Source organism: Paenibacillus kribbensis (assembly GCF_002240415.1).
GTDB lineage: Bacteria > Bacillota > Bacilli > Paenibacillales > Paenibacillaceae > Paenibacillus > Paenibacillus kribbensis.
Genome location: NZ_CP020028.1, coordinates 950,596 through 965,000 on the forward strand (window position 1 = coordinate 950,596; position 14,405 = coordinate 965,000).

The 14,405-nt window shown below is 47.2% G+C and carries 17 protein-coding genes (1 of these 17 running past the window's edge); 16 read left to right on the top strand and 1 reads right to left on the bottom strand.

Annotation, left to right across the window (positions count from 1 at the left end):
- Window positions 1–225: 225 nt before the first annotated feature.
- Window positions 226–882 carry a DUF6483 family protein gene (locus tag B4V02_RS04240; RefSeq protein ID WP_094153869.1) on the top strand — a complete coding sequence of 219 codons (657 nt, stop codon included), beginning with the start codon at window positions 226–228 and terminating at the stop codon, window positions 880–882.
- Window positions 869–2,083: a class I SAM-dependent methyltransferase gene (locus B4V02_RS04245; RefSeq protein WP_094153870.1), complete on the top strand. Its 1,215-nt coding sequence runs from the start codon at window positions 869–871 to the stop codon at window positions 2,081–2,083. The genes B4V02_RS04240 and B4V02_RS04245 overlap by 14 nt, the downstream gene beginning before the upstream one ends.
- Before the next feature lie 52 nt (window positions 2,084–2,135).
- On the opposite strand, the gene B4V02_RS04250 is transcribed toward B4V02_RS04245, so the two are convergent.
- Window positions 2,136–2,459, bottom strand: a complete 324-nt coding sequence (locus tag B4V02_RS04250) for a hypothetical protein (protein ID WP_007432106.1) — start codon at window positions 2,457–2,459, stop codon at window positions 2,136–2,138.
- A 144-nt stretch (window positions 2,460–2,603) separates the two neighbouring features.
- Here B4V02_RS04250 and uptA point away from each other — a divergent pair, with 144 nt between their 5' ends.
- The 14 genes from uptA to B4V02_RS04320 form a co-directional block, all read left to right on the top strand.
- Window positions 2,604–3,218: an undecaprenyl phosphate transporter UptA gene (gene uptA / locus B4V02_RS04255; protein WP_007432105.1), complete on the top strand. Its 615-nt coding sequence runs from the start codon at window positions 2,604–2,606 to the stop codon at window positions 3,216–3,218.
- A 1-nt stretch (window position 3,219) separates the two neighbouring features.
- Window positions 3,220–3,789, top strand: a complete 570-nt coding sequence (locus B4V02_RS04260; protein WP_094153871.1) for a thioredoxin family protein — start codon at window positions 3,220–3,222, stop codon at window positions 3,787–3,789.
- A 3-nt stretch (window positions 3,790–3,792) separates the two neighbouring features.
- Window positions 3,793–4,422 carry an MBL fold metallo-hydrolase gene (locus B4V02_RS04265; protein WP_094153872.1) on the top strand — a complete coding sequence of 210 codons (630 nt, stop codon included), beginning with the start codon at window positions 3,793–3,795 and terminating at the stop codon, window positions 4,420–4,422.
- 242 nt (window positions 4,423–4,664) lie between these two features.
- The gene (locus B4V02_RS04270; RefSeq protein WP_094153873.1) at window positions 4,665–4,874 is read left to right on the top strand and encodes a hypothetical protein; all 210 of its coding nucleotides are present in this window, start codon (window positions 4,665–4,667) and stop codon (window positions 4,872–4,874) included.
- Window positions 4,875–4,965: 91 nt separating this feature from the next.
- Window positions 4,966–5,352, top strand: a complete 387-nt coding sequence (locus B4V02_RS04275; protein ID WP_043891290.1) for a hypothetical protein — start codon at window positions 4,966–4,968, stop codon at window positions 5,350–5,352.
- A gap of 242 nt (window positions 5,353–5,594) precedes the next feature.
- Window positions 5,595–5,882 carry an Asp-tRNA(Asn)/Glu-tRNA(Gln) amidotransferase subunit GatC gene (gene gatC / locus B4V02_RS04280; protein ID WP_007432100.1) on the top strand — a complete coding sequence of 96 codons (288 nt, stop codon included), beginning with the start codon at window positions 5,595–5,597 and terminating at the stop codon, window positions 5,880–5,882.
- A gap of 27 nt (window positions 5,883–5,909) precedes the next feature.
- The gene (gene gatA / locus B4V02_RS04285; RefSeq protein WP_094153874.1) at window positions 5,910–7,367 is read left to right on the top strand and encodes an Asp-tRNA(Asn)/Glu-tRNA(Gln) amidotransferase subunit GatA; all 1,458 of its coding nucleotides are present in this window, start codon (window positions 5,910–5,912) and stop codon (window positions 7,365–7,367) included.
- 26 nt (window positions 7,368–7,393) lie between these two features.
- Window positions 7,394–8,839 (top strand): Asp-tRNA(Asn)/Glu-tRNA(Gln) amidotransferase subunit GatB, encoded by a 1,446-nt coding sequence (gene gatB / locus B4V02_RS04290; protein WP_094153875.1) that lies wholly within the window; start codon window positions 7,394–7,396, stop codon window positions 8,837–8,839.
- A gap of 139 nt (window positions 8,840–8,978) precedes the next feature.
- Complete coding sequence (locus tag B4V02_RS04295; RefSeq protein ID WP_094153876.1) at window positions 8,979–9,440, top strand: GNAT family N-acetyltransferase; 462 nt, start codon at window positions 8,979–8,981, stop codon at window positions 9,438–9,440.
- Between the two features lie 98 nt (window positions 9,441–9,538).
- Window positions 9,539–10,252: an MgtC/SapB family protein gene (locus B4V02_RS04300; protein ID WP_094153877.1), complete on the top strand. Its 714-nt coding sequence runs from the start codon at window positions 9,539–9,541 to the stop codon at window positions 10,250–10,252.
- Between the two features lie 104 nt (window positions 10,253–10,356).
- The gene (locus B4V02_RS04305; RefSeq protein ID WP_094153878.1) at window positions 10,357–10,986 is read left to right on the top strand and encodes a hypothetical protein; all 630 of its coding nucleotides are present in this window, start codon (window positions 10,357–10,359) and stop codon (window positions 10,984–10,986) included.
- A gap of 7 nt (window positions 10,987–10,993) precedes the next feature.
- Window positions 10,994–12,397: a DUF4097 family beta strand repeat-containing protein gene (locus B4V02_RS04310; RefSeq protein ID WP_094153879.1), complete on the top strand. Its 1,404-nt coding sequence runs from the start codon at window positions 10,994–10,996 to the stop codon at window positions 12,395–12,397.
- Window positions 12,398–12,505: 108 nt separating this feature from the next.
- A complete protein-coding gene (gene perR / locus B4V02_RS04315; RefSeq protein WP_007432093.1) occupies window positions 12,506–12,937 on the top strand; it encodes a peroxide-responsive transcriptional repressor PerR in 432 nt (143 codons plus the stop codon).
- A 178-nt stretch (window positions 12,938–13,115) separates the two neighbouring features.
- Window positions 13,116–14,405 carry the 5' portion of a glycosyl hydrolase family 18 protein gene (locus tag B4V02_RS04320; RefSeq protein ID WP_094153880.1) on the top strand. Its footprint extends 429 nt past the window's final position, so the window shows 1,290 of its 1,719 coding nt (coding positions 1–1,290); the start codon lies at window positions 13,116–13,118; the stop codon falls past the right edge of the window.

Consider the following 14,405-nt stretch of genomic DNA (forward strand, 5'->3'; position numbering starts at 1 on the left):
ATTAAATTTTTAAAACATTCGTGATTGGCCAGTCCTATAATAGGCCATAAAGCAATGTACCCACTGTAGCGTCGGAATGTCACATGCCAGACGTGAGCATGCTGACTACCGGATCATTGGTTGCTGCATGGCGGCGGCATTTGGCTTTTGGAGAAGGATGTCTTACAATCAGAAGGAACAGGGTTTCTGGTTGTCTAGGCATCCGGATGAAAGGAAGGGAACGGCTTGCTTAGAAAAGATTATTTGCTCAGTATGATGGAAGAATTGACATCCGCAGTAGCAACGGTGCTCGGTTTAAGGCGTGAAAATAAACACATCGAAGCGCTGAAGCAACTAGATGACCTGCTCAACAAGCAGTTTCGTCTTCGTTCAGATTTGCTCAGACGATTGCCACCGGAGCAGATAATTGAGCTTTTCCGATTGGGCCCTGGAATTGAAGCGGATAAGCTGCAGCAGGTGGCTCGTATTTTGGAAGAAGAAGCCGTGATTTACCTGGAAACCGACAGAACAGACGAGGGAATACGGATCTTGATGAAATCACTTCATCTATATTTGTACAGCGATTCGAACGGCGCAGCTCGTGAACTACAGACTCTGCCTGAACGGATTGCGTGTATCGTAAATCTGGTGCGCGAATATGAGCTACCCCCTGAAACCAGCAGGCTGTTGGCTGCTTATTATGAGCGTGAGGACAGGCTGGATGAAGCTGCCGATGTTTGGTTCGGACTGGCATGGGAGCAGCCAGAGCTGCTGTCGGAAGCAAAGTCATTTTATAGCGAATTACTGGATAAGACCAATGCGGAGCTGGAGCGGGGTGGAATTTCACGCCAGGAAGTCACCGAGGGTTTGGCCGAGATCACCCAATTACATGAAAGAAAGTGAGATGTACCTTTTGGATTCACTGCGTGAACTTATATACCAATTGACCACAGGAGGCTCTCTTATAACCGCGACGCTAAGTCAGCTTCGCAAACGGGAGGATGCTTCCTTTACTAAAGTACACATCAAGCCTGTGGAATTGAAAAACAAGCTGCATTACCAGTTTGCTTTTCATTACAGCAACAAAGTCATTCATGAAAACCTAACCCCTGACGAAGCCAATGCGCGCATGACCGCCTTGTTTGAGGATACGTTCCGTCAAGGGCTTTTATGCGCCAAGGATGCGGACTATCAGGTGCTGATTAGTAAAAAATATAAAGTTTCCATTTTGACAAAATCACCGAGTAAAAGTAAAGCCGACCTGTCTCATAATCGCAAAAAGCAATACGTGCTGGAGGAAGGGGAACGAATCCCGTTCCTGATTGAGCTGGGGATTATGAATGAGGATGGCAAGGTACTGGCTCGCAAGTACGATAAGTTTCGTCAAATCAATCGTTTTCTCGAAATGGTGCAGGATGTATTGCCCAGCCTCCCCGTAGGCCGCCCATTGACGATTGTGGATTTTGGCTGCGGCAAATCGTATTTGACCTTTGCCTTGTATCACTATTTGGCTGTACAGCAAAAACGACCTTTGCAGATCGTCGGATTGGACTTGAAGGCAGATGTCATTGAAACCTGTAACCTTCTGGCGCAAAAGCTGCAATATCGCCAATTGGAGTTTCTGGTCGGTGATATTGCGGACTATAACGAGCTGGAGCAGGTGGATATGGTCGTTACCTTGCATGCCTGTGATACAGCCACGGACGCTGCGCTGGAAAAGGCTGTGCGCTGGGGAGCGTCCGTCATTTTGTCGGTTCCATGCTGCCAACATGAGCTGTTTAGCCAGCTGGAAAATCCGGTGCTGGAGCCATTGCTTTCTCACGGTATCCTGAAGGAGCGTTTTTCTGCACTGGCAACGGATGGAATCCGGGCCAAGCTCCTGGATATGATGGGATATCGGACACAACTGCTTGAATTTATCGACATGGAGCATACACCTAAAAATATCCTGATTCGTGCCGTCAAAGGCCAAGCGGGAGAGAAGTCTGTTCTATGGCGTGAATACACGGCATTTCGGGATTTTATTCATGCTGATCCTTATTTGGAACGCGCGTGTGCAGATTTGCTTCCTGAAGGAGCAGGGAAGACGCAGACACATCGTTAAGGAATATCGTAAAAGTGGGGCCACTATGGAGTGGCTCCACTTTTTTTTGCTTCTATCCGCCATAGGCACTTCTAAAAGCAGTGCACAAAGCATCGCGATCCACCTTCCATAATGCTGCGAGCTCCTCACTGACGTCTTCGTCCCACCAGTCGCACAGTAGTTTGCGGTTGCTACGGTTTTCAGCAATCCAGATGAGGTGTCCGACGACTTTGCGATAGTACAGCTCCTCGCCCTGCTTGACCAGATCAGGAGCAATGTGAACGGGCAGGCGCTTGCGTGCTCGGTATAGCTCTTTGCTGCATGCGCGCCTGATACCACGGGCTGTGGGTAAACGGGATTGTGGATTGTCATGTTTGGGTAATTTGCCGGGAGGCATATCGTACCCCCTCCTCTCTCCCACAGCTTATGCGGACAGAAGACCAGGGGTCACTAACTCCCTGTTTGAGCAAAGTGGCGACTTGTTTAGCCGCTGTGATAAACTAATGAAAATAGAGCAAAAAGGCAGGGAGTGGGCAGAGAGATGGACTATATATCTGGCATCATTAATTATTTGTTTGAGATTATTCGCAGTCTTGGATATTTTGGTATTATGCTTGGATTGATGGTTGAGGTCATACCAAGTGAAATTGTTCTCGCATATGGTGGTTTTTTGGTGTCCTCGGGCCATATTAATTTCTTTGGTGCGGTCTTGTTTGGTACCATTGGCGGGGTGCTGGCTCAGCTGTTTATTTATTGGATTGGACGTTATGGCGGCAGACCGGTATTGGATAAGTACGGCAAATACATACTTATCAAAAAAAGTCATGTGGACCACGCCGAGGCTTGGTTCAACAAATACGGCACAGGGGTCATTTTCACAGCTCGTTTTATCCCCGTTGTGCGTCACGCAATCTCAATCCCTGCCGGGCTAGCTCGAATGAACGTATGGCGCTTTATTATTTTGACGACGCTGGCGATTATACCTTGGTCTGTTCTGTTTATTTATTTAGGTATGCTGCTGGGAGACAAATGGGAGCAAATTGATGAAGTGGCTGCACCTTATATCAAACCGATTTTGCTGGTTGCGCTTGCGCTCCTGATCATTTATTTTGTCATCAAATGGGTTATATCCAAAAACAAAAAAGGAAGTGCATAACATGAGCCGTACTAACGTATCGCAATATTTCGGAAAGGGCTTAAGCCCTGAGCAGTTTATGGAGGGAATGGAAAAGAACAAGGAAGCTTTCCGCTCCGGGTACGATCAGTTTGTGTGGAACAGCGAAGAGGACCGGGAGTATTTTGAAAGCTTGAACCATCGGGATGATCTGCGTGTGCTTATTTTGGCTGCCGACTGGTGTGGCGATGTAGTACGCAACGTGCCGGTTGTATTCCGTGCGCTGGAGAATAGCGGCATTCCAACCGAAGTATTGATTTTGGAAAATCACCAGGAACTGATGGACGACTTCCTGACCATGGGCGGACGTGCAGTGCCGATTGTGATTTTTGCCGATACAGGGGGCCACGTACTTGGTCACTGGGGACCGCGTCCTGCGCATGTCCAACAAATCATGATCGAGTTCAAACGTGAGAATCCGGATCGGGAAGCCGATGATTATCAAGAAAAAATTGCGGTGGCTCGCAAAGAAATGGCCGAAAAATATGGGGAGGGAACCGAGTCTCATCCTGTAATTATTCAGGAATTGCGCGAGCTGATCTCGGGATTTTAACTCATGACGTTATCCATTCGCAGCTTTAATCTCGGCCCACTCCAAACGAATGCTTATTTGCTTCAAGGGGATGATCCGCAGCGTGCCGTTATTATTGATCCAGGGATGAATCCAGGCGCTTTGCTGAGAGCTATTGAACACCTGACCATTGAGGCGATCTTGCTGACTCACGCCCATTTTGACCATATCGGTGGGGTAGAGGCGATCCGCAATGCCAAAGGATGCCCGGTTTACCTGCACGCCCTGGAGCAAGACTGGCTGACATCTCCCAAGCTGAATGGCTCCCTGATGTGGCCGGAGGCGTCGCCACCGATCTCGACGGAGCCTGCCGAATATGATTTGGCGGAAGGCCAGCAATTGAACCTGATCGGGCATACATTCAAGGTGCTCCATACGCCGGGGCATTCACCTGGCAGCGTGAGCTTTTTGTGCGGCAAGGATCTTTTTTCCGGGGATGTGCTATTTCGTCAAGGCGTCGGTCGTACGGACCTGCCTGGCGGTCGGGAACGTGACTTGTATGACTCGATCCAGAATAAATTGTTCCTGCTTGGAGATGACGTTACCGTGTATTCCGGTCACGGCCCGAAAACATCCATCGGCTATGAAAAAGCCAATAATCCGTATATTCGGTAAAATGCCTGCACGTTTCAATTGGGGCAGAGCCAAAGTTGTGACAGGTTTTGCTCCTTTTCGACAACAAATTATAAATTATGTATAGACAAAGGTTTTTATTTTTGTTAACATAAATTTATTGAAGTTACATACTAAACTCGCGAAGCACGCAAGCTGTGGATGAATCCCGGTTTGCGTTCTTTTTTTTGCCCATTAAGAGGATAAAGAGGCATGAGGCCGTCAGATCACAAGGGGGAGCAAGAATGAAAAGAAAACATATATATGGGGTGCAGCATGAGAGTGGAGAAAGCCTCCGTTTTTCTAATATAGCAGGGGATGAAGCATCCGTGGTAGGCTCTGAGCCGAAGGTCGTAACATGGAAGAAGGTAACCAGACGAGCCTGCACCTATACACAAAAATGGCATGTAAGACTAAATGAGCACAGGCTGGGGCGTGGAGGCGGTCAATTTTAAGTACAATTTTAAGAACTGTAGATGATATAGACAAGCTACTTATTTTTTAGTAGACTTAGCAGATAAGTTCAGACAAACGGGGGGGCTAACGATGCATCATTTAGGAGCTAGAATTATGATCGTCGCGGATGCTTTTGAGCAGAATCTTCCTGTGGGCGAACACGGTTTTATCATTGCTTACGATCGTAATGCGGACAATGCTTTTGACTATGTCATTCGCGTCCCGAAGGTGAATCGCAACTTTTTTGTACCTTCCGGGGACATCGAGCTGGAAGAAAGTATTCTGAAGCTGGAAGCCGAGCGAATTGAGCGTGAAGCGCTGATAGATTACGCCCTTGCTACTCATAATGAGAAACTGTTCAAGCATGTGATGAACGGTGGTCTTGATTCGGTAGAGGCTGAGGAAGAAGAAACCGCGGCAGAGTTGTTGTCACAGGCTGATTTTATCAAACAAGTCAATTTACGTGCTTGGATATAGGAGTCGGCCAGTGCTGACTCTTTTAAGGAATATATAACGGCACGATCTCGTTTCTATAGTTTTCGTGAAAGGCACCGAGAGGTGCTTTTTTTATATCCGTTTAGCAATATTTATCTCATTGACGTACAGTTTGCTTCTGTGCCGCGTCAAAGATTGAATTGTAAAAGGTTCTATCCTATAATTAAAAACGTTATTTCAAAGTTCGGTGCAGCATTTTTTGATATACACGAGGAGGGTATTATATGAACATTTCCACGGAAGATGTCCGTCACGTAGCCAGGCTGTCCCGGTTGAATCTGACCGCGGCCGAAGAAGAAACGATGACAGGGCAATTGAACGCCATTCTCCATTATGCGGAGAAACTGAATGAGCTGGATACGGAGCAGGTAAAACCGACCACTCATGTGCTGCACGTCAGCAATGTCATGCGTGACGACGAAGTTCGCGACAGTTTGACACAGGAGCAAGTCATGCGCAATGCACCTGAAGAAGAAGACGGACAGTTTAAAGTTCCTGCTGTTTTGGAATAGATTTTACATTTGAAAGGAGGATGCAAATTGAGCTTGTTCAATAACACATTGCCGGAAATACATAACAAGCTGCATCAAAAGGAAATTTCTGTGGGTGATCTGGTAGGACACGCTCTGGAGACGATTGGTGCGCACGAAGACAAGATCAGGGCTTACATCACCGTTGACGAGGAACAGGCCCGTGCATCCGCACGGCAGCTGGATGATCAGCTGGTTTCGGGAGAGGAACGTGGGTTGTTGTTTGGCCTGCCTGTCGGTATTAAGGATAATATCGTGACGGAAGGGCTGCGTACAACATGTGGCAGTCAGTTTTTGAAAAATTTTAATCCTGTGTATGATGCCACGGTTGTCCACAAATTACGAGCAGCCCAAACCGTAACACTTGGTAAAATGAACATGGATGAATTCGCTATGGGTGGCTCTAACGAGAACTCCAGCTTTTTCCCGGCGCGTAATCCATGGGATCTGGAACGTGTACCTGGTGGTTCCAGTGGGGGTTCAGCGGCGGCCGTAGCAGCGGGTGAGGCTTATTTCACCCTTGGCTCTGATACAGGCGGTTCCATTCGCCAGCCCGCTTCTTATTGCGGTGTAGTGGGTCTGAAGCCAACCTACGGTCTGGTATCACGTTTTGGATTGGTGGCCTTTGCCTCCTCTTTGGACCAAATTGGACCCATCACCAAAAATGTTCAGGATTCGGCGTATGTCCTGCAGGCGATTGCAGGCTATGATCAGAAGGACTCCACTTCTGCGAAGGTTGATGTTCCTGATTATTTGAACGCTTTGACCGGAGATGTAAAAGGACTTCGCATTGCTGTGCCTAAGGAATACCTTGGTGAGGGCGTCGATCCACAGGTTAAGGAAAAGGTGCTGGATGCACTGAAAACGCTGGAAGGACTGGGCGCGGTATGGGAAGAAGTGTCTCTCCCTCACACCGAATATGCGGTAGCTACATATTACCTGCTGGCTTCATCCGAAGCGTCCTCCAATCTGGCCCGTTTTGACGGCGTGCGCTACGGTGTACGTTCTGATAATCCCGACAACCTGCTCGATCTGTATCATCAGTCCCGTACGCAGGGCTTTGGCCCTGAGGTGAAACGCCGGATTATGCTTGGGACCTATGCGCTCAGTTCCGGGTACTATGATGCTTACTACCTGAAAGCTCAAAAAGTACGCACGCTGATTAAACAGGATTTTGACCGTGTATTTGAGCAATATGATGTTATTATCGGACCTACCGCACCGACAACTGCTTTCAAAATCGGTTCGCAGGTGGATGATCCATTGACCATGTATTTGAACGATATTTTGACGATTCCGGTGAGCTTGGCCGGGGTGCCGGCCATCAGCATTCCTTGTGGTCTTGCAGATGGACTGCCAGTCGGACTGCAAATTATCGGGAAAGCCTTTGATGAGTCTTCCGTGCTGCGTGTAGCGCATGCATTTGAACAAAATACCGAATTTCACAAGCAGCGTCCACAGATGTAATTTAGCGAAAAGGAGGGAACCCATTCATGTCTACAACAACATCCAAATATGAGACGGTCATCGGACTTGAAGTCCATGTGGAATTGCATACGAAGTCTAAAATATTTTGCGGATGCTCGACATCCTTCGGAGCGCCGCCCAACTCCCATACATGTCCAGTATGTCTTGGACACCCAGGGGTATTGCCGGTATTGAACCGTCAGGCCGTCGATTATGCGATGAAAGCAGCGATGGCGCTCAATTGTACCATTGCTGATGTGAGCAAGTTTGATCGCAAAAACTATTTTTACCCCGATTCACCGAAGGCTTACCAAATCTCGCAATATGATCAACCCATCGGCGAAAATGGCTGGATTGATATTGAGGTGAACGGTGAGACCAAACGTATCGGCATCACCAGGCTGCATCTGGAAGAAGACGCGGGTAAATTAACCCATGTGGATGGCGGCTATGCGTCGCTGGTTGATTTTAACCGGGTCGGCACGCCACTGGTCGAAATCGTTTCGGAGCCGGACATATCTTCACCGGAAGAAGCCAAGGCTTATCTGGAAAAAATACGCGCCATCATGCAGTATTGCGATGTATCCGACGTGAAGATGGAGGAAGGCTCACTTCGCTGTGACGCGAATATCAGTCTTCGTCCGCGTGGACAAAAAGAGCTGGGAACCAAAGCGGAACTGAAAAACATGAACTCCTTCCGTGGCGTACAGCGCGGACTGGAATATGAGCAGTTCCGGCAGGAGCAGACGCTGGAGGAAGGCGGAACGATTGTACAGGAGACACGTCGTTGGGATGAAGCCCAAGGTAAAACCCTGTCCATGCGTGGTAAGGAACAGGCGCATGATTATCGTTATTTCCCGGACCCGGATCTCGTTACACTGCATATTGATGAGGAATGGAAAGAGCGCATCCGTGCTTCGATTCCTGAACTGCCTGACCAGCGTAAAGCACGCTACACTTCAGAATATGGGTTACCTGAGTATGATGCGCAGGTGATTACGTCCTCCAAGCCATTGGCTGATTTATTCGAGGATAGCCTTCAATACACCAAGGATGCCAAAGCGGTATCCAACTGGATTATGGGGGATTTGCTCGGCTATTTGAATAGTGCCAGTGTAGAGCTGTCGCAGGTTAAGCTGACGGGCCGGGGCTTGGGTGAAATGATCGGACTGCTGGAGAAGGGAACGATCAACAGCAAAATCGCTAAAACGGTCTTCAAGGAAATGCTGGAGAGTGACAAACTTCCACAGCAAATTGTTGAAGAAAAAGGGCTAGTGCAAATCAGCGATGAGGGCGCGGTCCTGACGATCGTCGAACAGGTTGTAGCGGCTAACCCGCAATCGGTTGAGGATTACAAAGCCGGCAAGCAAAAGGCTATCGGCTTCCTGGTCGGTCAAGTGATGAAGGAGAGCAAGGGCAAAGCAAACCCTGGTCTCGCCAATAAGTTGCTGACAGAAGTGCTGAACCGCTAATGGCATAGATTTGACAGGGGCTTGTCTTTTAGGGACAGGCTCCTTTTTGCATAGACGAGTGAAACTGTTGAATGAAAACGGAAAACAAGCTTCAGAAGCGTGATGGCATATTATGAGTTTCCTTTAGGAGGGAAAACAGATGGTTACCCTATGTTCATTGAAAGACGATGATATCGTAAACCAGATATGGCGTCTTCAGCACGTTGCTTATAGGCTGGAAGCGGAGCGAATTGGGTTTGAGGAGATTCCGCCCCTCATGGATACATTGGATACGCTGAAAAGCTGTGGTGAGTCCTTTTATGGCTGGGTAGAGGACGACGAGCTGCTGGGCGCGCTGGCTGTGCAGTCTGAGTCGCCCGATTCGCTTACTCTTACGCGTATGATGGTTCATCCGGATCATTTTCGTAAAGGGATTGCGGACTCCTTAATGAAGCATGTTTTGAATGAACATCGTCATATACCGCTGTTTATCGTCTCCACAGGAACTTTAAATACACCCGCAGTGGCACTCTATCAAAAACATGGCTTTCGTCCCGTGTCAGCGGCTGAGGTTGCCCCAGGCGTGGAATTAACCACTTACCATTTGCATAATGTGAAGTGACGTTGAGACACCTTTGAATCAGCAGTGAACATACACACAAGCTTACAAACCGCGCACCTGATGAGGGGAGCGCGACATCACCGGGAGGAGAGATTCGAGTGAATAATCCGTGGATTATCGATGATTCACATATCATTTTACGGCTTGTACTATCCATGCTTCTCGGTGGATTCATTGGCTTTGAACGTGAACGCTCCAATCACGCTGCCGGTTTGAGAACCCATATTATGGTCAGCCTGGGTTCGACACTGATTATGCTGCTCTCCATTTATGGTTTTGACGATTTTATTAAAGAAACCAATGTGCGCGTAGATCCAGCCCGTTTGGCTGCAGCGGTGATTACTGGCGTAGGCTTTTTGGGCGCAGGGACAATCTTGTTTACTGGCAAAGCCATCACCGGCTTAACAACAGCCGCTTCCATTTGGGTCGTGGCCGCTATTGGCCTAGGTGTTGGAGCGGGTTTTTATTTTCCGTCTATTGTAGCGACGGTGCTTGTGTTTTTAAATTTAAGGGTATTTAACAAAGTCGAACTGCGATATATGCGTGGACGCACAAGTCACCTGATTACTTTGTACGGATTGTCCTCTCATGGATTACTGGAGCAAATTTCGAATTATTTAAAACAAGAAAAAGTAGAAATACGCAAAATAACGATTAAAGAACATGAGCATGTCCCTTTTCATGAAGTGCACCCTAATCGGCAAAGTATGGAAGTCTATTTGGAAGTATTGACCAGCCGTGATTTTGATCCAGTGCGTACTGCAGCTGAGCTTCGACAGTGGGAAGATGTAGCGGCAGTTTCCGTGGAATGATGGGTTGCTACATTTTTTCCCAGTTACTCTTGAATCCGATTGGGGTACTATTTAACCATCAATGCATCTCAACGGAACACGTATGATTCAAAGGGGAGGATGGCATGAACTCGGAACAACCGTTACCTTCTGGAGAATCCCGGCGTCTACCAGAGCCTGAACAGCGGGAACATCCCTTACAGGGGAAGCGTCTAAAATACGCTAAATTTCGCAAAGTGATTGCCATTATCATGGCGACATTAATACCTGGACTGGGGCATCTATTTTTGGGATTGTTTATTAGGGGGCTTACATTTATTGTATTGCTCCTGTTAGATATTTTTGCGATGCTGTATGTTTCCTCTGACGGCCTAAGAATCAACATCCCGTTGCTTATCTTGCTTGGATTATTTATCCCTGTCTTATATTTTTACAATGTGTATGACGTCTTACAATCAGCGGATTATATGGTTCGTTATCGTCGCAAGCCGGATCGTTATTCACGAATGGATGCCAGAGGTCACCAAAGCAGTCCTTTTTATGCATGGGAGAGAGGCTTGGCTTTTGCTGTACTGCTGGTCGCAGGCGGTGGACTTATGATTTTGTTCCGCATGAAGCCTCGCTGGCTGAGTATTTTTTTTGAGGATTACGGCTTCCTGACGCTGGCTATTTTATTGATACTGATTGGATTATTCATTTTTCTGCGGGAAATTGTCCTGTCCTTTAAGCGGAAAAAATTGAAGGAAAGAGGGTGAGGCTGGCGTGCACCGCAAAACAAGAGTCGGGCGCTACACCTCATCGCTTCTGTTGATGGCTGTAGGTGTTCTGCTTATCTTAGATGTGCTTCAAAATACTGAATATATGCTGCAGCTTCTTGTATGGTGGCCTGTCATTTTTGTGCTTTGGGGACTGGAGTACCTTATTTTTTTTGGTGTGTACTACCGCATAGAAGGCAAGTCTGACAATGGTCGGCGTTTCAGGCCAGATCTGAAAGGGATTATCTCTGCTTTGGTAGTAGCCGCTTCGGTTTTTATCGTGACTCAGCAAAATCATTATATGTACCTGTGGAACCGGGTCAGTCTCAATCTGACATCAGCCTCCATGGATTTTAGCCAGGCTAAAGAGAACCGGTATGATATGGGCGGTGTGCTGGTGCCTGTAACCATGCAGACGTCCGATTTGGTGGTTGAATCAGTTAATGGTGATATAACGCTGATCAGACGGCCTGTGTCCAATATAGAGGTACATGGGACCCTGTGGGTGGACCAAGCACCTGCTGCCCAAGCGGACAAGATTGCCCAAGCTTCCTCACTGACTTCCACTGACGGCAAAACCATCCAGATCCGTCCGGAGGTTCAGCCATATGGGGCATCCAGCAAGCGTCAACCCCGTATGAATTTGCTGATTACAGTACCGGAGGATCGGCGCTTCAATATGCAGATCAGAACCTCCAACGGGAATATTACCCTGAACGGAGTAGATGCCATCGACAGTATCCGGCTTGAGAGCGGCAATGGGAATCTCATAGTCAATGATGCGATCGGTAATGTCAAAGGGTCTACCCTGAATGGTCAGGTCAAATTGCACCGGATTACCGGAGACGTGGATATGCGAACCAACCGTGGCGACATGCAGGCAGGGGGTATTGAAGGGGCTGTGTCGCTGTACACGGTGGTAGGCGATATTCAGCTTGCACGCTCAAAAGGGGATATCACGACGGATACGCAGAATGGTGACATCAATGTGCTGGACTCTACAGCCAAGCTGAATGCAAATTCGCTTAATGGTGCAATCAAGGTGAATAGCAAGCAGGTAGGCGGGGATTGGAAAATATACAGTGCCGTTGGCGATATTGTTTTAGATCTTCCATCGAACGGAGATTTTCAGCTAGAGGGCTCCAGCAGTTATGGCAATCTTCAATCCGAGTTTCCATTTAAGATAGACAGTAAAAGTATTTCAGGTCAAAATGGGACAGGCAAATATGTGATCAACGTAGAGGGCAACAGTAATTTAATGATTAAAAGGATACTGATGCCGATGTTGCCTGGTTTGAATGAGTCCGGAAAACCGACTGTGCCTGGCATAGCTGAAGGCTCTTCAGATGGTTCGGAAGCTTCTATTACAGATACCTCCACAGAGACATCTGGCAATACGACGGCGCGTTGACAAGAAACTTCGGTAGACCGTACAATGTGAGTATGTCTAAAATGGGTTGTCAATAGATGGGTTATACATGGATAGAATCGTAAGTAAGGGATAAGGCGGTGGACATATATGGCAGCACACGTCCAGCATGCTTTGGAACTTCTGAAGAAGACAGGTGTACGCATAACACCCCAGCGCCATGCCATATTAAACTATTTGATGGAATCTATGGGGCATCCGACTGCAGATGAAATATATCGAGCACTCGAATCCAAGTTTCCAAGCATGAGTGTGGCTACGGTTTATAATAACTTAAAGATGTTTATAGAAGCGGGTATGGTACATGAGTTGACCTATGGAGATAACGCCAGTCGTTACGATGCTAATGTTTCGGAGCACTATCATATCATTTGTGAAAAATGCGGGAAGATTGAAGATTTCAGTTATCCGTATTTGGCTGATGTGGAAGGCCATGCCGCGTTGGAGACAGGCTTTGAGGTGCGTGGACATCGTATGGAGTTATACGGAGTATGCAAAGATTGCAATAACAAACAAACATAGCGAAACAAGGAATAGAAGTTTTTTGTGAGGTATGCATATATTGTAATAGGTTGGAAACGTGAGGAATTCCCCATAAGCGGGGATTTACCGCGTTTTTTTGTTTAAATCACTTTTTAAAAGTGTTCTGTTGGAATTACGATATCCAGAAATCCAAAGTTTCTATAATGGAGGTTCAATATTGGCCAGAAATCATTCCAGACGCCGCCGTAAGCGTTCACGATTCAAAGCAGTGGCAGGTTTGCTACTGTTCGCAGCGATCATCTGCACTATTACTGTCGTAAAGTATGGTAATCCCTTGCATGAGAAACCTGATTGGCAAGGCAGCGTGCGTCCTATTTTTATCCAGGGCAAGTTGACCGGGTATGAGGCTCAGAGCTCTGGCAAGAATATGCTGATTCCACTCAAGCTAGTGCAAAAACAAATTGATCCTGCAATTCGATATGAGGATGAGAACCAAACTATCATTTTGGCGACAAGACAAAGCTTGCTTCATATGAACGTTGCGAAGTCACAAGGAGAACTGAATGGTAAAGTATATACGCTGACTGCTGCCCCTCAAGTGATTAGCGGTGAGTTGTACATCCCTATACAAGCTGTTCGTGAAGTATACGGTGTGTCCGTTCACGAAGATTCGGTGACAGGTGCAGTCATCCTGATGAAAGCCGGGGATAAAGTCAAACTGGGAAGTGTAGAAAAGAAAGATGGGGGGCAGGATGCTAAAATCGCTTTGCGTAAAGAAGCCTCCAGCCTATCTTTTATTTTGACAGATATATCTCAGCAATCGAAGGTACGTATTTGGTCCAAACAGGGTGATTGGTATTTTGTCCAATTGGATAATGGCTATGCAGGATACGTTAAGATGGACAATGTTTCTGAAGGGGGAGAGCTTGTGGTGCCTTCAGTTAAGGACGTTGTGTCCACCTCGGAGAAGCATTGGGAAGGTAGACCCGTTAATCTGGCTTGGGAGGCTGTCTATAATCGTAAGCCTAATCCTTCTACATTTGATCCTATGCCCGGGGTCAATGTAGTGAGTCCCACATGGTTCAGTATCATTGATCAGGAGGGTACTGTAGAAAGCAAGGCTGATCCGGCTTATGTCAGTTGGGCGCATCGCAAGGGGATGGAGGTATGGGGCCTGCTGAGCAACAGCTTTAATCCCGAATTAACAACAGAAGCATTGTCTACCTTCGAACGGCGTAAGTCGATTGTAGATCAGATGATTTCATTTGCCCAAGAATATGATCTGGACGGAATTAATATTGATTTTGAAAATGTTCATACGAAGGACGGCCCTAATGTTACCCAATTTTTGCGGGAGCTTAAGCCAATGGCTCGGGAACATGATTTGATATTGTCCGTTGATGTGACGCCCAAATCTCAAAGTGAGATGTGGTCTGCTTTTTTGGATCGAAAATCATTGGGAAGTATTACAGATTACCTTATGGTAATGGCGTATGATGAACATTGG